The 25,891-nt window shown below is 39.5% G+C and carries 13 protein-coding genes; all 13 read left to right on the top strand.

Annotated features, from left to right (window positions below):
- The first annotated feature begins 28 nt into the window (after positions 1 to 28).
- The 13 genes from KDU71_RS05220 to KDU71_RS05160 all read left to right on the top strand — a co-directional run bounded on the left by KDU71_RS05220 (position 29) and on the right by KDU71_RS05160 (position 25,887).
- Positions 29 to 5,374, top strand: coding sequence for a BACON domain-containing protein (locus KDU71_RS05220; RefSeq protein WP_212188853.1), 5,346 nt, complete (start codon positions 29 to 31; stop codon positions 5,372 to 5,374).
- Positions 5,375 to 5,397: 23 nt separating this feature from the next.
- Positions 5,398 to 12,027 (top strand): RHS repeat domain-containing protein, encoded by a 6,630-nt coding sequence (locus KDU71_RS05215; protein WP_212188852.1) that lies wholly within the window; start codon positions 5,398 to 5,400, stop codon positions 12,025 to 12,027.
- Positions 12,011 to 12,484 carry a hypothetical protein gene (locus KDU71_RS05210; protein WP_212188851.1) on the top strand — a complete coding sequence of 158 codons (474 nt, stop codon included), beginning with the start codon at positions 12,011 to 12,013 and terminating at the stop codon, positions 12,482 to 12,484. Before KDU71_RS05215 ends, KDU71_RS05210 begins: the two co-directional genes overlap by 17 nt.
- Before the next feature lie 828 nt (positions 12,485 to 13,312).
- Positions 13,313 to 13,732 carry a prepilin-type N-terminal cleavage/methylation domain-containing protein gene (locus tag KDU71_RS05205; RefSeq protein ID WP_212188850.1) on the top strand — a complete coding sequence of 140 codons (420 nt, stop codon included), beginning with the start codon at positions 13,313 to 13,315 and terminating at the stop codon, positions 13,730 to 13,732.
- Complete coding sequence (locus KDU71_RS05200) at positions 13,732 to 14,184, top strand: prepilin peptidase (protein WP_212188849.1); 453 nt, start codon at positions 13,732 to 13,734, stop codon at positions 14,182 to 14,184. The genes KDU71_RS05205 and KDU71_RS05200 overlap by 1 nt, the downstream gene beginning before the upstream one ends.
- Before the next feature lie 19 nt (positions 14,185 to 14,203).
- On the top strand, positions 14,204 to 15,631 hold the full coding sequence (locus tag KDU71_RS05195) for a GspE/PulE family protein (RefSeq protein WP_212188848.1): 1,428 nt from the start codon (positions 14,204 to 14,206) through the stop codon (positions 15,629 to 15,631).
- Between the two features lie 117 nt (positions 15,632 to 15,748).
- Entirely contained in the window at positions 15,749 to 17,641 is a 1,893-nt protein-coding gene (locus tag KDU71_RS05190) for a type II secretion system protein GspD (protein ID WP_212188847.1), read from the top strand.
- A 1-nt stretch (position 17,642) separates the two neighbouring features.
- Positions 17,643 to 18,830, top strand: a complete 1,188-nt coding sequence (locus KDU71_RS05185) for a PilN domain-containing protein (RefSeq protein ID WP_212188846.1) — start codon at positions 17,643 to 17,645, stop codon at positions 18,828 to 18,830.
- Positions 18,830 to 19,360, top strand: a complete 531-nt coding sequence (locus tag KDU71_RS05180) for a hypothetical protein (RefSeq protein ID WP_212188845.1) — start codon at positions 18,830 to 18,832, stop codon at positions 19,358 to 19,360. Before KDU71_RS05185 ends, KDU71_RS05180 begins: the two co-directional genes overlap by 1 nt.
- A 6-nt stretch (positions 19,361 to 19,366) precedes the next feature.
- On the top strand, positions 19,367 to 20,332 hold the full coding sequence (locus tag KDU71_RS05175) for a hypothetical protein (RefSeq protein ID WP_212188844.1): 966 nt from the start codon (positions 19,367 to 19,369) through the stop codon (positions 20,330 to 20,332).
- Positions 20,333 to 21,166: 834 nt separating this feature from the next.
- Complete coding sequence (locus KDU71_RS05170; protein ID WP_212188843.1) at positions 21,167 to 21,415, top strand: hypothetical protein; 249 nt, start codon at positions 21,167 to 21,169, stop codon at positions 21,413 to 21,415.
- Positions 21,416 to 21,647: 232 nt separating this feature from the next.
- Positions 21,648 to 22,292, top strand: a complete 645-nt coding sequence (locus tag KDU71_RS05165; protein WP_212188842.1) for a hypothetical protein — start codon at positions 21,648 to 21,650, stop codon at positions 22,290 to 22,292.
- Between the two features lie 184 nt (positions 22,293 to 22,476).
- Positions 22,477 to 25,887, top strand: coding sequence for an RHS repeat domain-containing protein (locus tag KDU71_RS05160; RefSeq protein WP_212188841.1), 3,411 nt, complete (start codon positions 22,477 to 22,479; stop codon positions 25,885 to 25,887).
- Positions 25,888 to 25,891: the final 4 nt, after the last annotated feature.

Here is a 25,891-nt window from a genome sequence, read left to right as displayed (position 1 = left end):
ACCTATATTAATTTTTAACCAAAGAAGTATGAAAAAATTACTATTCCTAACCTTGGTGGGCATATTATGCCTGCCTATAACAATCTATGCCCAAAATACCGGACCGGTAGCCCCTGAAGCGGCTTCCTTTGAGCCCATTGACGCTACTGATATGGTCGATTTGGTGTCGGGCGACTTTTCTTATGTACTACCACTGTTAGAAGTGCCCGGGCCGGCTGGTGGGTACCCCATCTCTCTGCATTATCATGCCGGGGCTACAACTGATTTGGAAGCCTCATGGGTAGGGCTGGGATGGAATTTAAACCCAGGTAGTATCCTACGCTCAGTAAATGGGGTGGCTGATGACTATAATGGGAAGCATAACTATCTTTATTTAAATGATGATGGGGGGCAATACGAGCAATGGGGAGTAGGTCTTGGAGTGGGTGTTTCTGGTGTAATCAGTGTTGGTGTTAATGTGGTTTGGGACAGCAATAAGACCTGGGGCGGCGGATTGTCCGCTGGTGTTGGACCAGAAGGCTCTCCAATGAGTTTTGGTGGTTCTATAGGTTACTATCCTATGAATGGTGGCATGTCGGTAGGTCTCAATGTTGGACATACCAGTGGTTTTAGCGCCGGGGTTAATGTATCGGGGAATGGTGTTGGTATTGGTGTCAGTTATAATCCAATGTCTGGTACCGAAATATCAGGTTATACGGCGATAGGTCTTGGGGTTAACTTATCGTCTCAGGGCGTAAGTGTAGCCCCGTCTGTATTAGGAGGTTTTAGTGCATCATCCTCAAGGGTGTCGGAAAGTGACTACACAATTGTTAAGAGCAGTTCTAATATTCCTGTATTTACGCCATGGTTTTCGTTAAATTTTTCTCATACCAAAATAAAATGGTATTTGAAAAAGCTTAGTTCAAACAAAAAATATGGTCCTTTATATTATAGTAATATCTATGATGATATCACTGCTCAAGTAGCCGATAAATTCATTAATATGGACTTGGTGGAATATGCGTATTCCTATAGTTCTAATGGTGGTAGTTCAGAAAATATGATTTCACTACCTGCTTATGATGCTTATCAATTTTCAGCTCAAGGGTTAAACGGTTATATGTCTCCAAGGCGCTTTGAAGACAAAGCTCCATATTTAATTGGCACGGGTATCGAGTTGTCAAAAGATAGTGATGGTAATATCGAAAAAGAACTCGATTACTATTACTCCAACGATGCTTACACTGCAGCTTCCTCTTATAGTCAGGTCAATTTCTATTTTGATTACCAAAATAGTTCAAATTTGATATTGGAGCAAAATAGTCTGGTTGTAGGCGGTCCCGGTTGGCAGAGTGTTTGTGGGCTTGGGCAATATATAAACTCATGTACAGGTAATCCTTTTGATGATTTATATAATAGAGATGGTGAATTTGACAGGAAAATCCATCCTAATTATAATAATGTATTCAATCGTCTGGCTACAGGAAATGTGGTTGAATGGTTCACAAATGATGAAATTGAAAATCAGTATCAGGTATCTCAGCTTAGAGGCTTTATAGAAACAACTTCAATTGCCAATAAAGAAGGCCATGTTCATCCACGATTGAATCAAGATTATTTTGACCCAGATGGTATTGGTGCTTTTACCATTGTTAAAAGCGATGGCTTACGGTATCACTATTCTCTACCAGTCTATCAGTATGAGACCTATCAGAAGGCTAGTGATAAAACCGATGCCGGCAAATACAATGTTCAATTTGAACCGAATAAATATGCAATATCCTGGTTGTTAACAGCTATTACCGGCCCTGATTATGTTGATGCCGATAAAGATGGATATTTAACAGATAATGACAAAGGTTATTGGGTAAAATTTGATTATGGTAAATGGACCGATGGCTATATTTGGAAAAAGGAAAAGACTATTGATAAAACTGATTATCTAACTTGGGGGCGAAAGCAAATTTATTATTTGAACTCCGTTGAAACTGCAAGTCATATTGCATTTTTTATAAAAGATCTTAGAAAAGATGGTTTTGGATATACAATTGATGATGGTTTTACTCATCCTGTCAAAGTGATAAATACTAAAGATTTTCAAAATTCGATAGGTTGTAGCTTTACATATACACCTTGGTATTATAATATTGATAATAAGGTAAATATTAAGATAAGTAAGAATGCGTCAGTATTAGCCTTGGACAAAATATTGTTATGTAAAAAGCCGGTAATATCTCCGCAGAATAGGGGAGTATTACATAATAGTACCTATGGCGTTGGTGATGGAGTTGTATGGAATTGGATACTAAAATCCTATGTTGATCTCACTTGGGGTTATCTTATCGATAATGAATGCAATGGTGTTGTTGTGAGAAATTTTCAACAAAATATGTTTGAAGGTTATGTGTGTGATGATAAAAAAGTATGGGATGTTAATGATGATATTAATATAATTGAACCAAAATCTTTAAAAACAATTCAATTCACATACACCAACAGCATTCACCCTGGTCATACCAACTCCTCTTCTACATCAGCAAAAGGTAAATTGACTTTAAAACAGATCGAATTTAAAGGAAAAGGTGGCGCGAAGGTAATGCCGCCTTATATGTTCTCTTATAAGGAGACATTAGCAGATGCTGGTAGTACCAAAGAAGATGCCTGGGGCTTCTTTAGTAAATATGAAGATGACTTTCATAAAAAAGTGGATGTTGATTATGGTAGCTTAACCAGTATTACTTTCCCCATGGGCGGTAAAATTAATGTTAATTACGAATCAGATGTCTATAGTGCACCTAAGGTTCAAAAGTTTAAAGCAGAACGAAAATATATAGCTGATGATTATGGAACAGTAAAAACAACAACCAACTATACGACCTTGGATAATGTTGGTAATTACTACAGTCTGTCCTCCATTGAAAAAATATCCGGTAACAGTCCCTTAGATTGTCAATTCAGAGTGAAGTTTAATGCTGACTTGTCTAACTTGGATGTTAATAATCTTCAGTTCGCAGATTTGTATATGCAAAACCTGACCATCGGCAATAAACAATACGAACTGATTGAAGCGTTTCATAGTAATAATGAAATAACAGTTTCAACAACCAACAATTACCATAGTATAGTTTGTACACTTTTGGTTCAGGAGGTTGGTAATCCTAGTTCAGAGCCGAGTAGCTCAATACCTGTTGGCACCACTTATAATGTTAGTGGGGGCATAGCTCTGGCTCAGAAAACGGATTTCTATGGAGGTGGATTACGTACCAAATCCATTGAACTGGAAGAAGGAGGAAAGGTACAATCATCTACTGTTTATGAATACCCCAACCCCGGAATTACAGCCCAAGTGCCAAGTGATATAGAGTCATTTACACCTTACTTTGGTGAAATACCGGCAGCAGGCGTTTATTATGATAAGGTTGTGGTTAAAAACTATGGCAGGGATAATACCCCATCGGCATTGTCAACTACGTATCAGTTTTATGTGCCCGATTCTTATTTGAATAATAGTATTGGCGATGTAATATGTTTGCCTGATAACACAGTTAAGCACTATGACTATATTCATCCCGATAATGGAGATTACGATGTGGATGTGTATACCAGAAGCAGCATCCTTAAAGATAATAAATCGGCCTGGGGGCGTTTAGTGTCGATTGAAGTTAACAACCAGGCCGGAGATGTTGTGTCAAAAACGGAGTACGATTATTATGACATGGATTCAGTGCCACAAGGGGAGATTGGTGAAGCCTTTAAGTATGCTAAGTTGGTAACTGACCATAAGACCAAGGAAAAAGACTGGTACTTTAGTTCTATCATCCGCAAGCAATACCCAAATGTGTTAAAGAGTGTGACTAAAACCAATAATGGTTATACGAATACAGTAAAAAATAAAGCTTGGGATCCGATTACCGGCGAGGTATTAGAAACTGAGTTCTCTAACCCTATGGGTGAACGTTTCCGCACAAAAAAAGTACCGGCTTATACTAAATACGCCCCAATGGGTTCGTTGGCTGCCTGGGATGGGGTTAAAAATGACGGAAGACGTCCTAAGAACATGCTGACACAGGAAACAGCGAGTTACCTATACGAAATTGACGACAACGGTAGCGAAAAAGGCACATTGGCTGCCAGTGTACAAACCTGGAAAGATGGTTACAACGCAGTGAGTGACAATATTTGGCGTAAGCATGCCGGCTATAGCTGGAAAGGTGAGCTGAACGAAGATGGATCGTATAAGGATTTTAATGATTATAGCTGGACTATGGGTGCCACTAATGCAGGTTGGCAGAAGAATGGTGAAGTTCTGCGTTATAACCAATTCTCCATGCCGGTGGAGTCTATGGATATTATGGGACGTAAGTCAGCTGTGCAGACTAATGAACTTGGTCAAATATTGGCCACAGCATCTTTTGCTGCTGTGGAGGATATTTATTTTGAAAGCTTTGAGCGAAATAAGAGTTTGGCAAGTGTTACAATATCAAGCGAAGAAGCTCATACCGGTGATAAAAGTTTAAAAGTCACTTCAGGCAGTCAGGTAAATATCATTGAAAACTCATTTGCTCAAGCTGCACCATATCGTTTGTCTTTCTGGGTAAAAGGACTTGGGTTTGAGTTAAAAATGTTGGTCAATAATCAGGAAGCACCAGTAAGTGACGGTACAACGACTCCACTTGGTTTGTGGGGTAATCCATCTAGCGCAAGTGTAAAATCCTTTGGAGAATGGAACCTACATACCTATGAGGGGTATCTGCCTGATGGCTTATTACCAGGTTCAATAAATGGCAGCAATACAGTCACTTTCGCTTTAAAGAACCAATCGGCTCAGGTACTCTATGTCGATGATTTTAGGTTCAATATCGAAGGCAGTGTTGTTACCAGCTATGTTTACAATGGGTATGATGAATTAATTGCTATGCTTGATGCTAATCATATTGCTACAAAGTACAACTATAACTTAGCCGGCCAATTACAGTCTGTTGAAAAGGAAACACCTGATGGATTTAGAGCGGTAGTGGAGCATAAAATGAAGTTTGCTAATATGGCTTACAGTAGTTCAGGAACTGTATTTGATCCTTCAATTACATGTAGTCCTGGAATTTTACATTTTGATGAATTTAACACTGATAGTCGCACGGTAACGATTACAACTGAATTGTCATGGACAGCTTCTGCACCATCATGGATTCGGCTAACCAATGGCAGTAATGAAGGCAATGGTTTATTAACCGTTTCATGTGCTCCAATTCTTGTGGGAGATATCAGAAGTGGTGAGATTACCATTACCGGAAAGAATCCTCAAACCGGTGAAATTGTTAAAACCGCAAAAATAACCGTGACCCAAGCCGGGGAGGATACGTTATCACCGCTTGATGATATGTTAACAGTGAAATAAACCATTATCAAATTGTTTAAGTTATGAAGAGTTTTTTATTATCAATAATATATATATTCATATTTGGGTCATTGGCATTAGCTCAAATAACAGAACCTCAGCGAATAATTGAGGGGGAAGAAATTGAGGATTTACCTCCCCTTGACAATACTTGCAATATCACAGGAGTTTCTCCTACCTCACTAACATTTCTAGGACATGTTGGAGAACAGAAAACTATCACATTATATGGAATGTATAGCTCTTGTGATGTTCCATATTTGTACCCGGAATATTTGTCTTTTGCAAAGACAGCATATAATAAGTATACCATTACTTTGTCGTACCTGCCAAGTACAACGCAGGAAACTAAAACAACGATTAGGTTTATTGGAAGTAATGATATTGTTATGTTGCCAATAACAATTAAAGCCCCTATTCCTCCATTAGTAGGAGGGAGTATTAGTAGTCCTAAGACCTCAATTTATTCAGGAGAATCACCAGGCACTTTTGTTAATACAGTTTCCGCTTCAGGTGGCAGTGGTACTATATATTACCAATGGCAACGTTCAACCAATAATAGTACTTGGAGTAATATAAGTGGTGCTACCGGTTCAAGCTATAGCCCGGGTAATTTGTACTCTAAAACATATTTCAGACGCAAGGCGACAGCTGGTAGCAAAACTGCTTATAGTAATACAATTACAATTTCTTTACTTTTTAGTCCTGGATCTATTTCACATAGTCAGACTGTTGATTATAACTCTAGTTCACCTGTTACTTTGTTTGCCAATGTTGTGCCTTCAGGAGGATCTGGTACATATAGTTATCAGTGGCAAAAGTCTACAGATAACTCCTATTGGTCGAATGTTTATAATTCAACTTCTGGTCCTTCAGGCGGGTTGGAGTCTGCCCCTACTGTTGATGAAGATTTTCTTGAAATTGATGAGTTTTATAATGTAGGACCACTAACGCAATCATCATACTATCGTGTACGTGTAACAAGTGGTTCACAAACTAAATATACCAATACGGTTAAAGTTACTGTGCGACCAACATCAGGAAGTATTGGCGGAGCGCAAACAATTAATTATAATGCAACTGCTTCAACACTGACGAATTCATCCAGTCCACTTGGTGGAAATAAAACCTATAGTTATCAGTGGCAGAGTTCAACCAACAATTCATCCTGGAGCGATATTAGTGGGGCAACAAGTGTAACTTATTCTCCAGGAGCCCAAACGAATTCGCGCTACTATCGGCGCAGAGTTTATTCAGATGGTAATTATGCGTATTCATCTAGTGTAAAAGTTACAGTACGCCCCACGGCAGGCAGTATTAAAAGTGCACAAACAATTGATTACAATGCCACACCGGCGAGCTTAACAAATAATTCATCCCCGGTTGGAGGTAATGGGAGCTTTAATTATCAATGGCAAAGTTCAACTGATAACTCAAGCTGGAGTAATATTAGTGGAGCAAACGCTTCATCTTATTCGCCCGGTCGTTTAACGCGTTCTATCTACTATCGCCGCCGTGTTTATTCCGATGGGAATTATGCTTATACAGGTAGTGTGAAAATAAAGGTTAAACCGACTTCTGGTAGTATTGGTAGTTCGCAAACCATTGATTATAATGCGACAATAACCACTCTCACGAATTCTTCTTCTCCTGCCGGAGGTAATGGGAGTTACAGTTATCAGTGGCAGAGCTCTAACAACAATAGCACGTGGAGTAATATAAGTGGGGCAACCTCTTCTAGCTATGGGCCTGGAAAAGGAACACGTTCTTGTTATTACCGAAGACGGGTTTATTCCGATGGGTATTATGCTTATTCGAGTAGTTTAAAGGTAACTGTCAAACCGACCGGAGGAGGTATTGGAAGCAACCAAACCATTAATTATAACACCTCATCTCCTACCATTCCTAATTCCTCATCTCCTTTAGGAGGGAATGGCAGCTACAGTTACCAATGGCAAAGCTCATCAAATAACTCTAACTGGAGTAATATTAGCGGGGCAACCAACTCCTCCTACTTTCCAGGCACACTTACTGCATCACGATATTATCGCCGAAAAGTGACCTCTGATGGACAAACAGCATATTCAGGTAGTGTAAAAATTATAGTTAAGCCAACAGCCGGAAGCATCAAAAGTGCACAAACGATTAATTATAATGCAACGCCAACCGGGTTAATAAATAATTCTTCGCCTGTGGGAGGTAACGGCAGTTATAGTTACCAGTGGCAAAGTTCAAGCAATAACTCCAGCTGGAGTAATATTAGTGGTGCTACCTCTTCATCCTATTCACCTGGCCGTTTAACCCGTTCTATCTATTACCGTCGTCGGGTGTATTCCGATGGCAACTATGCTTACTCAGGTGGTGTTAAAATTACTGTAAAACCAAGTGCTGGAAGTATTAGTGGCAATCAAACCATCAACTACAACTCTTTAGCAGTATCATTAAACTCGTCTTCTATAGCTGCCGGAGGAAATGGTAGTTACAGTTATCAATGGCAAAGCTCATTAAATAACTCTAGTTGGAGCAATATTAGTGGGGCAACCAGCTCCTCCTATTCTCCAGGTCAACTAAGTAATAGCCATTACTACCGCCGAAAAGTTACATCCGATGGTAATTCAACCTTTACAGGCAGTGTGAAAGTAACTGTTCGTCCATACCCGGGTGGTATCAGTGGGGGCAAAACCATTGGATACAATGCGGTAGCTGGTGCTTTTTCCAATGTTACACCGGCTGCAGGCGGTAACAGCTCCTTGAATTACCAATGGCAGATATCTACTAACAACACCTCGTGGAGCAATATTTCAGGCGCTACCGGGAGTTCGTATTCAAGCAGCTCAAAGTTGACCACATCTCGGTATTACCGGAGAGCGGTAAGCTCTGATGGTAATACAACGTACACTTCCAGTGTAAAGGTAATTGTTAAGCCTGTAGGTGGTACTATTGCCGGTAATCAGCGTATTGACGCTAACTCCATACCACAAACATTGACAAATACGCAGAGCGCTTACGGAGGTAATGGAAGTTACCAATATCAGTGGCAACAACATACCGGGGATGGAATGTGGTTGAATATTATTGGCGCAACTGGTTCCACATATACACCAGGAGAACTTAATACAACTTTTTATTATCGCAGAAAAGTGACCTCTGATAATAATACAAGCTATTCCAATATGATTAAGGTAGGAGTGAGCCCGGTTTATGCCGAAACAGATATGGATATGAACTGGACCGAAACGATCAGTTATTCATACGACGAAGGCAGTTCTGAACCCCAAATGACTGGCTGGAGTAAGTCCTATACTGATGGAATTGGGCGCAACATTCAATCGCAGTCCATCGACATGGAAAGCTGTAATGCCATCGTGTCCGAAACTTTATATGACAAATTAGGAAGGGGAGTACTTAATACTATGGCTGTTCCGGTTCATCAAAGTCAGCTATCGTATATCACGGGTTTTGTACGTAAAGAGGATGGCAGCGAATATACAGCACAAGATTATGGCGCAGTAGGACATGGTGTCAACACACTTGGCTGGTATTATAGTGCCGAAAACGACTTTGAGCCATACATCGATCATACGGACTATCCTTTCTCAAGAGTAGATTACAGCAATACACAGCCGGGTGCTACTCGCCGTACTTCAGCTCCAGGTGCTGAACATCGGATGGGCAGTGGTAACGAAAGCGAAGTTTATGCAATGCCGGCATCTGACGATGAGCTGGCCTGGATGAAAGCTTTTGAACCGACAGTGGAGCATAAAGGTTTGGTTAAAACCATAAGCATTAATGCGGATGAGCAGCAAGTCGTCAGTTATGCGAATAGTGATGGTGCGGCCATTGCTTCGTGCCTGGTGAATGTTAAGTCGACCACAGCCAGACCATATGTTTATAGAGTTGTGCCAGGTGTCAATTATGTAGATATTCATTTGCCGCCAGGGGTTAGAAATATTAAGGTTGAAAGGGGTACTGCTAACCGGGTAGTTAACCTGCAAAATGATGATCCGGTTCATACCCATTCTGTTGCAGTAGGAGGTGTTTATGTAACTGATGACGATGGTGGTTTTTACCGTGTTAAGGGGAGTAATGATTTGGAGGTATCTGTAACGCATGGTAGTTATTCGCATCACAATTTAAATATTTACGATAAAGGAGGACGCCTGAAGCGTAGCTATACACCACTGGCCATTGAGAAAAAACTGGCTGGGGAAACCATTGATATGGTGACTAAATACACCTATAATTCGTTGGGCTGGCTAACAAAGGTTGATTCTCCCGATGAAGGTATCTCGCAATTTGTATACCGGGCTGATGGTGCTATTCGCTTTTCGCAGAATGCTGAGCAAGAAAAGGAGGGGCGCTTCTCCTATACCAATTATGATGAGTTTGGGCGGCCTGTAGAGTCAGGTGAGTATGTTGGTACAATCACTTTTGCACAGGTACAGGCTAATCCTGAAATGAACATTTCAGCTGATATAAGCAAGCTGACCCAGCGGCACCGAACCTGGTATGGTTCAGATGGTAACCAAAGAAACCAAAGCTTTGTAGAGGGAGCGGTATCTAAAACAGAATATGATGGGAATATCACCTATTATTCGTATACTTACGATGGAAATGTAGAGTGGGTGATCCGTAGCCACGCCTGGTTGGGCGATAAAAAAATTGAATATAGCTACGATTTCCTTGGTAATGTTACCGAGGTGGCCTATCAACGCAACCAAAGCGATGCCTTTATGCATTATTACGAATACAATGCCAATCAAAACCTGTCAGCGGTGTATACCAGTAATGCCGTTAATCCTGAAAAGCAGATTCAGGCCAGGTATTACTACTATCCGCATGGGCCATTGCGCCGTGTTGAGCTGGCCAATAATGTGCAGGGCATTGACTATGTATATAACCTCAATGGGTTGCTTAAGGGTATTAACCACCCCGAGCTAAGCCCCGGTGAAGGCCCCGGAAGCGATACCAATGACCTGTTTGCTCTTGCTCTTGATTATTATAGTGACGACTACAAGGGCAATGGTTTATATTCAGCAACAGTTGGAATAACCAATAATTATGGGGGCAATATTGCCATGACACGTTGGAAACATTCGTCTGACAATGAGCAGCAGGCTTACAAAATTGCTTACAATAAACGCAATTACCTGAGTGAGGCCGAATATGGTATCATCCTGAATGATGGCACTTTTAAAGCAAGAACCGACAGTGCTTATAAAGTAAGAAATATTAGTTACGATGCTAATGGTAACATCAAAACACTTAATCGTAATGGTCATGGCGACAATATTAAAATGGATAAGCTTGCGTACAATTATCAGGCGGCCTTTCCTAATCGTCTGGATCACATGATAGATAGTTACGGCACTACCAGCTTGGGTGATATCGGTACACAGGTGGCCGGTACCTATCAGTACAACAACATCGGACAGCTTATAGCTAATTACGAAACAGGTAATGAGCATCTGTTTAAGTACGATGTAACAGGTAAAGTGAAGCAGGTAACAAAAACCAATGGCTCTAATATTGGTACCTATTATTACGACGATGCAGGCTTTAGAGTAGCGAGCGAAACATCAAATGGTAACACCTATTATGTGCGCGATCTTTCGGGCAATATCATGGCCATTTACGATGACAGTGGCAATCCTATAGAGTATCCTATTTATGGTAGTACACGTATTGGTACTTCCATTAAAGGAGGCAGTACATTTGCCAGCTATTATGAATTGACGGATCACCTGGGTAATGTGCGGGCCGTAGTAAAGGGAGACGATAAAACCATTAATACGCGACGCGATTATTATCCTTTTGGCTGGGAAATGAAGGGCCGATTGTTTGAGGGCACTAACTACCGCTATGGCTACCAGGGCCAGTTTGCCGAAAGAGATGAGGAAACCGACTATAACCACTTTGAAGCCAGGCTATGGGACAGCCGTATTGGGCGCTGGCTAACCACCGACCCGGCTGGGCAGTTTGCTTCGCCATATTTGGGGATGGGTAATAATCCTTTGATGGGTATCGATCCTGATGGGAGAGAATGGTATGTAAATAGAATTACAGGGAAGCAAAAATACTTTGAACCTGGTAGTGCGGGTATCTTTTGGAAACAAAACTGGGGAGGTAGTAAAATTTTACTTCATGATCCAGTTAAGTATGATATAGATTTTAATTTAAAACTTGGAATTGGTGGAGGTTTAAGCTTTGCTGAAATTTCGCTATTGAGAGGATCGATTGGAAATTTACATCTAATTGACGCGAAAACATCAATTGATTTCAAAAACGATTTTGTAGATTTAAATCGAGAAGATAATAATTATATTCTTGGATATGGAGTTGATCATGGAAGTGCTTATGGTAGAGAACGATTACGAATGCAAAGTTATTCATTTGGTATTTTAGGTGAAAACAGAGCAAGTGAAAAGTTTTCAATTACAGATTATCATTTAAGGCAAGCAGATCATTACTCAGGGACATATTATCCTGTTGTCCAAAAGGAAAGTTCAAGTAGTGTTTTTATAAAACATTCCATAGAGAAAGTGTCACTTAATATTCATAATGTGAAGTATGATGAGAAAGCGGTGAGTGGTAGTTGGGGTGTTGGATTAGTATATTATTTTAAAATAACCAGAAGTGGTGGAGTTTTTTAGAGTTTATCATACATCGAGTATTTCTATACAATTAATAATTGTTGGAATATTATTAATCATTTTTACATCTTTTTCTTTCAGATTTAAAAATATTACTAATAAAGCATGCTATGCAAATATTGAATTGAAGGAGATTATTGAGCAAAAAAAAGAGAAATTATACAAATTTACAACGGTTAATGGCAATACCTTTTACTATTCACAAACTTTTTGGAGAATTGAACTGCCAGCGATTGATAGTTTATTAGGAGAGCAAGTACGGATTTCTTACTATGATGGTAATAAAATTATTTCAATGGTAACCTTGGAAGGGGGAAAAAAAATCTCGCCAAATACAAAAGTAACGGACTATTATTTTACTTTTATTTTTGTAATTCTTTTGAATACTGTTTTATTAATCCTGTTTATATGGTTATTAAGAAGGTTATTTAAGAGTTTAAGTATTGATAGGAAGTAAAATAGTACCTCAGCTCGCCGTAGAATGATTAACTGTATGAGCGCAGTTTGTAACTTCGTTCGATAGCTGTTAGTTTGTAACTAACATTGCGAAGCAAACAATAATAGAAAGCCACGTTAGTGATAGCGTGGCTTTTTTAATGCAAATATGTTTTGTAAACACAGAATACTTGTGCTGTTCGACGAAGTTGCAAACTTCGCCGGGTAAAAGATTGATATTTGGAATCATTTTAGCTTGATGCTAAAAAATAGAAATTTAGCATTGGTGTTATTAACGCTTTCAATATTATGAAAACAGTGTACTATTTAGTATAATTGCATTACCCCAGCTCGCAGTAGTGTCAATCAATGACGCACGGAGCTGAGCGAAGTCTGTGACTTCGTTTGAGATAGCTGTTAGTTTGCAACTAACATTGCAAAGCAAATGATAATAGAAAGCCTCGTTAGCAATAGCGTGGCTTTTTAATGCAAATATGATTTATGGTCACAGACTACTCGTTAGATTCGGCGAAGTTGTCATTTATATTGCTTCGAAAACCGATGCTTATCGATCTTAAAACCGATAGTTATCCGTTTTAAAGGTACAATGCTTATGCAGTTTTTTTTGTGTTTTAATCGGTGATAGGTTATTGTATGTATAAAATTATTTATCATCCGATTTAATTACTGCCAGAATATTCATTTTTAACTTCTCCAATATTATGAAAGAATATCCGTTATTAGTATACTTGTAATACCAATTGCATTTCAATGTGAGCCTTAAACGAAACAGTGAAATTGCAATGGTTAATGCCGATGTTAAATCGGAATAATACCTAAATCTAAAAGTATGAAATTATTGAATAAGGCTATTAGTAAGCAAGTTAAAGGCTTCACACTTCCTGAGGTGTTAGTGGTATTGGTTATCATTGGCATTCTTTTATTAATTGCATTGCCCAACCTGATGCCCTTAATCTCCAAGGCTAAAAGCCAGGAGGCCCAATTACAGTTAAATCACTTACACTCATTACAGAAAACGCATTTTTATATGCACTCTAAATACAACGAGGAATTATCTGCTGTTGATTTCGAGCAGGAGTTGTTGGTGAGTGATGGGGGTAAAGCCAACTACCGCATTGAGGTGGTTGAAGTAGGACCCAATACATTTAAGGCACGAGCTACTGCTGTTGTAGATTTCGATGGTGATGGGGTGTTTAACATTTGGGAGATTGACCAGGATAAAAACCTGGTGGAAGTAACCAAGGACTAATGTGGTTACTGCTGCATCTGGGTGCATTAGCCGGCATTGCCTGGTTCGATTTTAAGTCGCGGCTGATTCCATTGGTTCTTTATATGGCTGCTTTTGTTTTAGCAGGTATTCATTTGTACCAAAACCTTTGGCAATGGCCCATGGTAGTAGTTAATGTGGGAATTGGTCTGCTACAAATCGCCATGGTGGCGCTTTGGCTCAAGGTGCGCAATCGCCGGCTCGATTTTTTTAATGATGCCTTTGGCTGGGGCGATGTATTGATGATGTTGCTACTCGCTTTCTACCTGATGCCCTTGCAGTATTTGTTCTTCATCATCGTTTCCTGCTTGCTGAGTACGGCGTTTGCCATAATCATCAAAAGGCGTACAGGAGAGGAAGGCCTGACTATACCTCTGGCAGGCATTATGGCTGTCTTGCTCATGTTTTATCAGGGCTATTTATTCATTACTTAATTACACTCAACCCGATTCTATGGAATTCACCCTAAGCACCGAACTTAAGCAATTAATCACCACCGATCAAGCCTGGCATTATCATATTTTACCGAAAGAAAGCGTGTCAGATTCAATTACTTTTTATTTTTCAGAAGAGCACTTTGAAAAAGATGAACTGGATAATGAGCTATTGGTGCTATTAGGCAAAGATATATTGTTGGAAGCAAAGCCGGATGGATGGATAATAGAGCACTTAAGTCGCTATTATCCGCGTGACGAACGGGAGCAGGCCGGAGAAGGCGCAAAGGAGCTGTCTATGCGTGCTGGTGCCGATTTATTGAGCCAGATGATTGAAGAAGCTGCCCGCATCAAGAGTAGTGATATTCATCTGGAAGCCTATGAAGAGCGCTGCAGGGTGCGTTTTCGTATCGATGGTAAGCTGGTGGAACGTTATGTGATAGGTGTGAATGATTACCCGGCACTCACTAATAAGATTAAGATTAAAGCTAACCTGGATATAGCAGAAAAGCGCCTGCCACAGGATGGACGTATCATCTTCAATGAGAACGGCCGTAAGTTTGATATCCGTGTGTCGGTATTGCCTACCTTGCATGGTGAGAAGACTGTATTGCGTTTGCTTAACCGGGATGCCACCCAAATTGATTTGGACATCCTTGGGTTTCAAAAAGAACAATTGGATGATTACCTCGAAGGCGTTAGAAAACCCAATGGTATCGTGTTAATCAGTGGTCCCACAGGTTCGGGTAAAACCACCACCTTGTATGCGACCCTTAAGATGTTGAACAAGGAGCATACTAATATACTTACTATTGAAGACCCGATTGAATATACCCTGGAAGGTATTAATCAGGTGCAATTGAAGGAGGCCATTGGTCTTGATTTTGCCAGTGCCATGCGAACTTTTCTGCGGCAAGACCCCGACATCATCATGGTGGGTGAGATACGTGATACCGAAACAGCACGTATGGCTGTGAGAGCTGCCTTAACCGGCCACCTGGTGTTGAGTACAGTGCATACCAATTCGGCCTGGGGAACAGTTACTCGATTAGTGGATATGGGCGTACCTGCTTATTTGGTGGCCTCTACATTTAATCTATCGGTTGCCCAGCGCCTCGTGCGTTGTCTTTGTGAATGTAAGAAACAGGTTGATTTTGATGAGGCTGATTATCCGGCAGGGTTTACTGCGCCAGTCAAAATTAATAAACACTATGTGCCAGGTGGATGTAGCAAGTGCTTTTATACCGGGTATCGTGGACGCAGGGCCTTGTATGAGATAATACCGATTGACAGTCAGTTAAAGGAGAGTATTCGTCACGAGGCCTTTGATGTATCCGAATATTTAAAGGAGAAACATATTATGAACCTTTCAGAAGTGGCATTCGACATGTTTAATGACGGACAAACCAGCCTTGAAGAGGTCTATCCTATTTTATCTATGCACTAAGACTGATTAAACACTTTCTAAATTATTAGATTTAACATTTTCAACAGTAATGTAAAAGCAATATTCATTATTTTTACTATCCGACACACGTCTCAGTCCAAATACGAAAAAAAATCTATGAACCTGAACCGTTTACTACTTATTCTGACTCTATTTATATTAACTAACAGGCTATCTGCTCAAACTAACACAGATTCCTTTGTGCAAATACTTGATAGCCTTTCAAAAACCACGCCTGCATTAACGGAACGAGTTGATTTTACGGTGAACGAATTGCCTTTGCATGAGTTCATCAGAGGTATAGCTAATGAAGCAGGCTTGAATGTAAATTTAGATCCCGGACTAAACCAGATGGTTAGCAATAACTTTAGTAATGTACAGGTAAAAGACTTATTGCTGTTTATTCAGAGTAACTATCCTGTGGAGATCAGTATTATTGGCAATATCCTTAATATACGCCGCGTAATTATACCTAATCCTCCACCACCTCCATCTATTATAATAGAGTACAGTGCAGATAATCAGGTTGTTTCCATCGAGGTTAATGGGGCTTCCATTGAGCAGGTGGCTCGTGAGATTACACGGCAAACCGGCAAAAATGTGGTTGTTACACCGGGTACCAATGGAATAAATGTTCGTTCATACATTCGGGAAATGCCTTTTGATAATGCCCTTGAGAAGATGGCTGTTGGAAATAACTTTAAGGTGCAAAAGACGGAGGATGGTTTTTATTTGTTTGAGCCAAGCGTGAAGATTAACAACACTCAGGTTTCTAATCAGCGAGGTAATAACTTTAATCAGTCTAAAGGAAATAATGAACCAGGGTTTCTGGTGGTACATCCATACACTATTGATTCCATTGATGTGAAAGCAGAGAATGCAGATCTCAAGGAGTTATTAGTTAAAGTGTTTGAACCCTTAACAGTGCCTTACCAGGTGATAGGTGAGGTTAGTGATAGGGTTACCATAGATGTTAAGGGGGTGTCATTACTTAAGTTGATGGAAGATGTATTTGCAGGCCTTAATACGTCTGCCAGGCAGATGAATGAGACCTGGTGGGTTGGCCCGCGCGAAACGATGGAGATGAAAGATGTACGTCTGGTGCAGATGCGTTACCGAACCATTGATTCATTGGTGCATATTATTCCTGAAAACTTAAAGGAAGGAGTGGATATTATTGAGTATCCGGATTTAAACAGTCTGGTGCTGGCCGGAACCAATGATCGTCTTGACTATTTATGCGGGTTTCTTAAGCAAGTCGACAAAATTGTGCCGGTTATTCTGATTGAAGTGGTAATCATAGACAATAAGGATTCGCGCGCCTTGTCCACTGGTATCTCAGCTGGTATTGCTGAAGAGCCTGTTACTTCAGGTGGGACGGTATTGCCATCGGTAGACATGACCATTGGCGCCGGCGATATCAATAAGATTATTGATGGCATCAACGGGCACGGTTGGGTCAATCTGGGTAAGGTTAATCCTAATTTTTACATGACTTTGCAGGCGCTCGAAGAGAATGGGGTGATAGAAGTGCGTTCCACCCCCCAGCTGTCAACCATGAACGGTCACAAAGCTACTATGAGTATTGGTCGCACAGAATATTATAAGGAGGAGCTAAATGTAATGTATGGAACAGTTACGTCATCTTCTCAGAAGACAACCACGTACAAACCTGTTGAGGCAGAGTTGAAAATAGATATTCGCCCATTGGTGGCCGGTAATCAGGAAGTTACTTTAAAAATTAGTGTGGAACAGAGTGACTTTACAGAACGGATTGAGAAGAATGCTCCGCCGGGGAAAGTATCTCGCAAGTTTGAATCACTTATTCGCGTTCGTGATCAGGAAATGATTCTGCTGGGCGGACTTGAGGAAGCCAATAAGCGCAATACAACAAGTGGAGTGCCCTTATTGGCGCGGATACCTTTTGTTAAATGGCTATTTTCATCCAGGGTAAAATCCAAATCAGAGTCTAAACTGAATATATTTATCAAACCAACCATAATCAGCTAAATTGAATCACCTACTGCAACATAAGCTATTGGCAACCTGCTCAAGAGTGGCAGCTGTCTCTGTTTGTTTGAATAATAAAGAGAGCTGGAGCTATAATGCCCTTGTTCTTGAGAATAGAAAGGGGGACTATAAGGTAGTTGATCGAAAAAGCTCGATCCAGTCAGAGAAAGAATTAGAGCGTTTTTTGCCAGACAAAGCACCTGTTATAATCAATATACAAGGTTGGGGAGTGTTAATTAAGAAAGCTCAGTTTGATGATAATGGTGAATTGACTGGTCAGCTCGTTCCCAATATTGAGGATTTCGAATTGTATCCATATCGTCAGGGTAAAACCGGATTTGTTGCCATTATACGAACGGAAACCTTACAGGAGGTGTATTTAAACGTTCAGAAGTATATTAAAGACATTATTGAGATCAGTGTTGGGCCTATGTGCATTGCCCCGTTGATTGCTAGTCTTTCACTAGAAGGAAAAATTATAGCGGGTTCCTATGTGTTGAACATTGAACACAATGAAATAACTACTGCTAAACCTTTATCAGATGAAAGCATTAGTGGATATAAGTTTGGGGATGACGTTATTTCTGGTCCTCATTTGCCACTGTTGGCATTGTGCATCAGCTTTTTTGAAGCAAGGCTGGGGAGTGATGCATTTAGCAAAGCACTGCTGGAAGAATACAGTTATAAGAGACTGATGTTTTATGCCGGCTGGTCGGTATTGGTAGCATTGTTTATCGGTTTGTTTGTTAACTACTTATTCTTTGATAAATACAACAAAGATTATAACCAGATATCTGGACAATATGCCTTAAATGAAAACATTCTCAAGCAACTTAAAGAAGCTGAGAGTGATTTAGCTGTTAAGAGGGAGCTAGTGCTCAAAGGTGGTCTGGAAGGACAGACTTCCTTTGCCTGGTATTGCGATAGGTTGGTGGAATTGATGCCGGCCAATCTGACCTTAACCCAGATAGCCATGCATCCTGAAGTGAGTAAGGTTCAGAAAAGTAAAGAAATACAATTTGAGGAAAATACAATACTAATTGTTGGAGAAACAACAGATGCTTTAGCCATTCATAAGTGGCTGAGTCAACTGAAAAGAGAGGATTGGGTAAAAGAAGTGGATTTGGTTTCATATAGTCAGGATGAAGCGGATGTGCCGGCAAAGTTTAACCTTAAACTCTTATTCTGATGTTTGATAACCTTAGCAATAAAAAGAAGTTTTACCTAATGCTGGTTGGAGCGGTGATACTAATTTGGTTGAGCTTTAAGTTGGGCGTCAATAAAACCTTTGAGCTGAAAGAACAACTGGATCATCGAAGAGAGCAGCTAATGGGTATACAGGATGCACCCCGTCGATTACAGCAGATAGAACAACAGCTGGAAGATGTGGAGCGCTTGATTGGTGATGCCTCTGGCGAAGATGCCAGTCCGTACCTGATTGAGAAAGCTGCCAATTATTGTAAAAAGAATAAGCTTGTTTTAAACGAAATACCCATTAAGCATGTCTTTACAAAAGATGAACTATCGGTTGTTACCTATCAGCTAAAGGTACAAGGGGCCTTTAAAAAGTTATTAAGACTGCTGGATGAGTTGGAGCATCATTCAGCTGCGGGTAAACTGCGTTCGGTTCGTTTTGAGTCGGAATATAATCTCCGCAAAAAAAAGAAAGAATTGTTTGGCGTGTATTACATTCAATCGGTAGGAGCAAATCAAAACTAAGAAAACATGAGGAAATCAACTCTAGAATATTTCATCGTTATCGTTTTATCATTTATAGGTATAACAGCCTGTGAAGTGTTTTTAGAAGAGGATATAGAAAATGATCAAGTAGAAATATTATCACCCATAGATGGTACAACTACTGAAATTGTAACTCATACTTTTTGGTGGGATAAAATTGACGGTGCAGATAAATACCGGCTTCAGTTAGTTTCTCCGTCTTTTGATGCCTCAGAGACGGTTTTAACCGACACGCTTGTGAGTGGAGATAAATACGAGATGACACTTTATCCAGGCCAATTTGAATGGCGTATACGAGCTGAGAACAGTGCGTATGTGACGGATTGGAGTTATGCGGTTCTAAACATTATTGCTTCAGATGATTTAACACGTCAGACAATACGCCTGCGTAAGCCCTTGGAGAATTATTTCACCAACGAAACAGCTATAGAATTTCAGTGGGATACCATACCACATGTTGATACCTATGAGCTACGCATATACAAGGGAAGCTGGTTGGGGAATTTAGTGCTTGATACAACTGATATTTCACAATTGCTTAACAGATTAAGTATTAACGAGCTCGAAGAGTCGGAGTTATGGTGGGGCGTAAGGGCAATCAACGAAAAATCAGAAAGTATGTTTAACAGTAGTCGATTGGTGATTGATCAGACAAAGCCCAATCAACCAACTTTGGAAGAGCCTGGTAATAACGCCACACTTACTGATACAACGGTAGTTTTTAAATGGAACAGTTCCGATCCTCAATGGAATGATGTTAAAGACAGCCTGTTAATCTACGAAAAAAGAACCTTACAGGATGTATTGGTGCATGCAGGTTATTATGAAGGAAAAACCCATACCATCAAGCTGAATAATGATAAAACCTATCGTTGGCTCGTTAAATCGGTTGATAAAGCAGGTAACGAAAGTATTGATAGTGAGGTGGGGGAGTTTAAGGTGGAGCAGTAGAGCTTATAAATCATTATTAATGGATTAGGCCTGACGCATAACGTTGAACTGAAAAATATGTAGATAAAGGAATGTATGTGTTTAAGTGAAGCAATTCCTACAAGTGGTATTGAAAAACCATTTTAATCCCATGATGCCCTTTAGTAACATTGAAATAGATACCATCATTAGTGATTAACTAACTGAAGCTTATGTGTCGTATTTATACTGATTCTATATTGATGCATTGTGTTGTTTATGTTTTTTGTATATAATCCTTAAATTATAAGCATTGCAGAGTTGACTGAATACAACTGTAGGTGTGTAATAGCATACTGTATAGTTTATATATTTAAAATAAAACATTATACTTGTATAGTCCGAAAGGACAATGGAGAATCATATAAATCAAGGGAGTTATCTGGTACTTGTGTTGAGTATCAAATAATAGTACATAGGTGAGAGTTAGTAGCTGTCAGTATTTTATAATACTGGCAATAGTTAAACTTTTATACTGAACCTAGTACATTATGAAAAAAAATCTATTGATTGCCTGCGTTGCAATTTATTCTTCTCTTACAGAGGCACACCCTCAAGTGCCTGGCTATTCAGAAAGTCCGATTTGTTGTAAAGCTAATAAGCATGTAGAGATGATTATCTCATTTGCTTGAATACAACTTTAATAAAACCATAGTGATTTGATTTTAGTAATGGTTGTCTTAATCAACTGATTGGGCATCTTACTGGTATTTCATTGCACACACACACACACACACACAATTAATAGAATGCGTTTTGTTTGCTATAGATGCATCATCAGCCCCAATGGCAATAAGCCTATACGCAGTTAAAACAATGGCCCCCGCAGTCGATACAAGGGCATCTGCAGGGCCAACAAGGCATGACGCAGGCCTTACAATGTATGGCGCAGGCGTTACAAGACATGCTGCAGGCCTTACAAAGCACTTCTACACTGAAACACTGACAGGTTACACTGCCTCATTGGCAGGTTGTAGCGCTGCAAGGGATAGTTGCAGGGGAGCATTGGTAAGTGATGAGTTGAGGGGGAGATGGAAGTTTAGAGTTGAGGAGTTGAAAAGATGAGAAGTGAGTTGTGGTTCAGGGTTTAGGGTTTTGAGTTGAGGAGATGAGGAGTTGAGTAATGAGAAGAAAGCGATGAGAGGTTAGAGGTGAGATGGAGAAGTTGTTCGAAGCCTGAAGATGGATGAGGTGATGATGTTTACGGCACTGTGTGCGACGCTATGTGCACTTAATAGCATAATCAACCGGTTTCAAACGCGGAACCAACCAAATAATAACCTTAAATAATTAGAAAATGGACAAACGATTAAACAACCGCTTTAACATGTATAAGGTGGTGCGCGACTGGCTGACTGCTAACCGCGAAGCATTAGGGGCATTGCCCGGACTAAGTGAATCGATTGATGAATTTGCGGCTGTACTGGCTGCAGTAGCTGCTCTGGATGTGACCAAGGGCAATGGCCTTAGTGCGGCTTCGGATAATAAAAATGCGGCCCGTGAGCTGTTGGAGCGACGTGTGATGGACACGGTGCGCATGCTGAAGGCCTATGCGGTGTTTTCGGAGAATGGTATTTCGGCCGATGAGCTGGATATGTCGGCTTCGAGCCTGAAGCGACTGGCTGAGATGGCTTTATTGAGCCGCTCGCAGCGGGTGATACAGCTGGCCGAAGCGTATCAGGAGGCGGCTGCCCCTTATGGACTGGATGCCGCAGCAGTGGATGGACTTAAGCAGGCCCACCAGCAATTTGACCAGAAGCAAACGGCGGTGCGCAGTGCCATCGTCAATCGTAAGGATGCGGGTGAGCAGCTGGAAGCCCGCATGGACGAAGCAGACGACCTGCTGAAAGGCAAGCTGGATGTGCTGATGGAGGTGGTGGCCATCAATCAGCCCGAACTGTACAACCAGTATCGCGGTGCACGGGTGATTGTGGATAGGTAGGTTTTTTTAAGTCCGAAGCACAGAGCCTGTGAACCAAAAGTTTCAAAAAAGAGTGAAAAGAATTGAAACGCATTGTATGCATGGAGGTGTGACTAGTGATTTAATAGTGAGAATCGTGTCCTCTGAGTTATAACTAGAGGGTGGATTTGGTGAAGAGAATAGTATAAAGAAATAAATTGTAAATATGATAAGAATAATAAAAATTGTTTTTTGGCTAGTTATATATCTAATGCCACTAAACACATTTGGTCAGAATGAGGACTATTCAAGATGGAATTCAAATATGAGTTTTCCATCTTCACCTACTGCCGCCTCACTTGGTAAGTATGGTGAATATCCTGTTAATCTTCAAAATGGATTAGTAAATATATCTATTCCATTATATACTATTAATACAAAACGACTTTCTGTTCCTATAAGCTTAAGCTATCATGCTTCTGGTGTTAAGGTAGATCAAGAGGCTTCCTGGATTGGGTTAGGTTGGGATTTAATGGTTGGTGGAGTAATAACGCGCTCTATAAAGGGAGCAGCAGATGATTTTGTTCCTAATGGCTACAGGAGTAGATGCTCAAATATACGTGCAGAAGGTAGTTTTGATTTTACTGATGAAAATGACTACCTATTTGCTAAGCGAAGTTTTGAAGGAGAATATGATTCAGAACCTGATATTTATAATTATAACTTTAATGGGTATACGGGTCAGTTTTTAATGGGCAATGATGGTGAGTTTTATACAATGGGACTGGATAATTTGAAAATATTGACTAGAAGCATCTGGGAATTTGAGATAATAACACCTGATGGTACAATTTATCAATTTGGACGAAGTTTGGATGGAGAAGATGCTTATGAAGAAACTGAAATTATACCTTCCAGGGAAAATTATATTGGTATCAACAAAAATATAACTGCCTGGTATTTAACAGATATTGTTTCGTCAGATAAATCCGATACCATAAAATTCAAATATGGTAACACTCATGGTTATGGGAGTTATAACCTTGGGAGTCAAACCTATTCAATAATAACAGAAGCACATGGTAATAATGCAGGTAATTTATGCGTTCAGTCTTATAATTGGGGCGGAACAAGCATCTCAATCCAGAATTGTCGTAAATTATCAGAGATACATTTTTCCAATGGTAAACTAAGCTTTGATATAGCATCCGATAGGCAAGATGGACAATCTGTTAGATTGGCAAATGTTAGAGTTTATGAGCTGATAGAGAATGATTTGTATAAAGAGATAAAGAATATAGAATTCTTAAATGATGCCTATTTTGATAGACCATGGAGCGGCAAAAGAGTTGAAACATATAAAGCATATGAAAATAACGATAAGAGTCTGAAATTAAATGCTATAGTTGTGCATTCTCCTAATTGCCAAGCACAAAATTATGGATTTGAATACAATACCACCAAATTACCTGCCAGAAAAACTACTGCTCAAGATTTTTGGGGATACTATAATGGAGAGCATTCTAATAATAGTTTGGTGCCTGAAACAAAAATTGCTTCTTGTAATGGTACAACTTTATTGGGTAATGCTAATAGGGCTGCAAGTGCATTACATGTTCAGGCCTGCGTTTTAAATCAGATAACTTACCCAACAGGAGGTACAACTCAGTTTGAGTTTGAACCACATTATTATTTGAATAATAATTTATACCAAGGCGGGAGTCAGACAGAATTAGTTTGGATTCCAGAAAATGTAATGGCAGTTGGTCATGTAAGTGAACCATCGCTTCAACTACAAACAAAGTTGGTAGATACGGTAACAATAATACCAAAATTTAGTGGTGATGCACACCTCTCATATGAGTTCTCAAGAACCATTGGACATGGCTTAAATTATCCAAAATTAATATTGACAGATGATATTGGAAGAGTGATATATGAAGTTGTTCATCATCAAACCGATCAAATCGTATCTGATGTGGTTAATATTCATTTAAATGCTAGAACAACTTATACGCTAAGAGTTGAGACATGTGACTGTACTAATGATCCTGATGCGATTATTAATGCTTCGTATGCTTCAGCTACAATAAGCTATATGGATGTAGTGGAAGTAACTGATCCTAAAGAATGGGATCCTTCAATTGCTGGAGGGTTAAGAATAAAGGCTGTGAAGAGTTATGATGTTGGGAAATTAGAGCCGTCTTTTATAAAAGGCTATGTTTATGGTGATATAAGCGTTAAAGGAGGAGTTGGTGTGGGTATGTTGGTAAGCCCAACTATTAGAAATTATTCAAAATCGGTAAAAAGTGCAGGTGTTGGTACTGTTATTGGAGATCCAGATAGCTACAATAAAACAGAATTATTTGTTAGCTCGACTTCATATGTTGATTTTGGTTATAATGGAGGTTCACCTGTTGAGTATAATAAAGTGACTGAATACATTGGAACAGTTTCCCAAAATATTGGCAAAAATGAATATTTCTATACAGGAACAGATCATATTATTGGATTTTTGGGCAACGAGTACTTTCCTTTTGATTATTTACTATATCCTGAATATTTAAAATCTCAAACAGATAAAATAATAAGCTATGGATATAATAATGGAAATTACTACAAAGTAAAAGAGGAAGATTATAGCTATACCAACACTAATATTATTTCAGTAAATGCATTAAAGTTTCTTCAAAAGGAAGTTGTTACAGGAGCTTATGTTGATGCTTCTGCAAATTGGGATAGAAAATACATTCCAGTAAACTATGCATTTAAACTTGGGAATAGTAAGCTAAAATCAAAATCTACCATAGTTTATAATAAAAATGGAGGCGAGCCTGTGGCTTCTAGTATAACCTATACCTATGATCCTCAATATAATCAAATAACCGAGGAGTTATTTAAAGATAGTAAAGGGAATATGTCAAATAAGAAGCTTCTCTATCCATACCAAAAGTCTCAGATTGCAGGTTTAACAGATGAGCAATTATCGACGTTAGAGCAGATGGTAATCACTAATCAAATTAACCAGGCGATTGAAGAGAAAAATTACTCGAATGGACTTTTAAATGTTTGGCTGAGACGAAACTATAAGACTTTAAGTGATGGTGCTGTTTTATTTGATTATGGAGAGCAGTCTTTTAAAGGATTAGAATTAGAGGATGTTTTTATAGTCGAACAATACGATGATTATAGAAATGTATCCCAATATAAGGATGAAAAACTGGGTTATTCAACTTCAGTAATATACGGATACAATTATACACTTTCTGTAATCAAAGCTGATAAAATAGACTATGTTACGCTCGAGTCAGTTGTAAACAATGTTCTTCAAACCTATTTCGGCTCACAAACTCTGGACATCTTTATGACAGGACTATCGGATATGACGCTTCCAGCAAATAAATACAGTTGGGAGCAATTCAATACTCATCTAAGAAATGCATCATCACTTCAGGATGCATTAATTACTACTTATACCTATGATCCATTAAAAGGTATGACCTCTCAAACCGATCCGAATGGTATCACCACTTATTACGAGTACGATGGTTTTGGTCGATTAAAATGTATAAAAGACCATTCAGGTAATATTATAAAGAACCACACCTATCATTATAAAAACGAACCAAACCAATAACAAT

The organism is Carboxylicivirga sediminis (assembly GCF_018156225.1).
GTDB lineage: Bacteria > Bacteroidota > Bacteroidia > Bacteroidales > Marinilabiliaceae > Carboxylicivirga > Carboxylicivirga sediminis.
The sequence above is the reverse complement of the archived record's forward strand: the minus strand, read 5'-3'. Positions and strand labels throughout refer to the sequence as shown.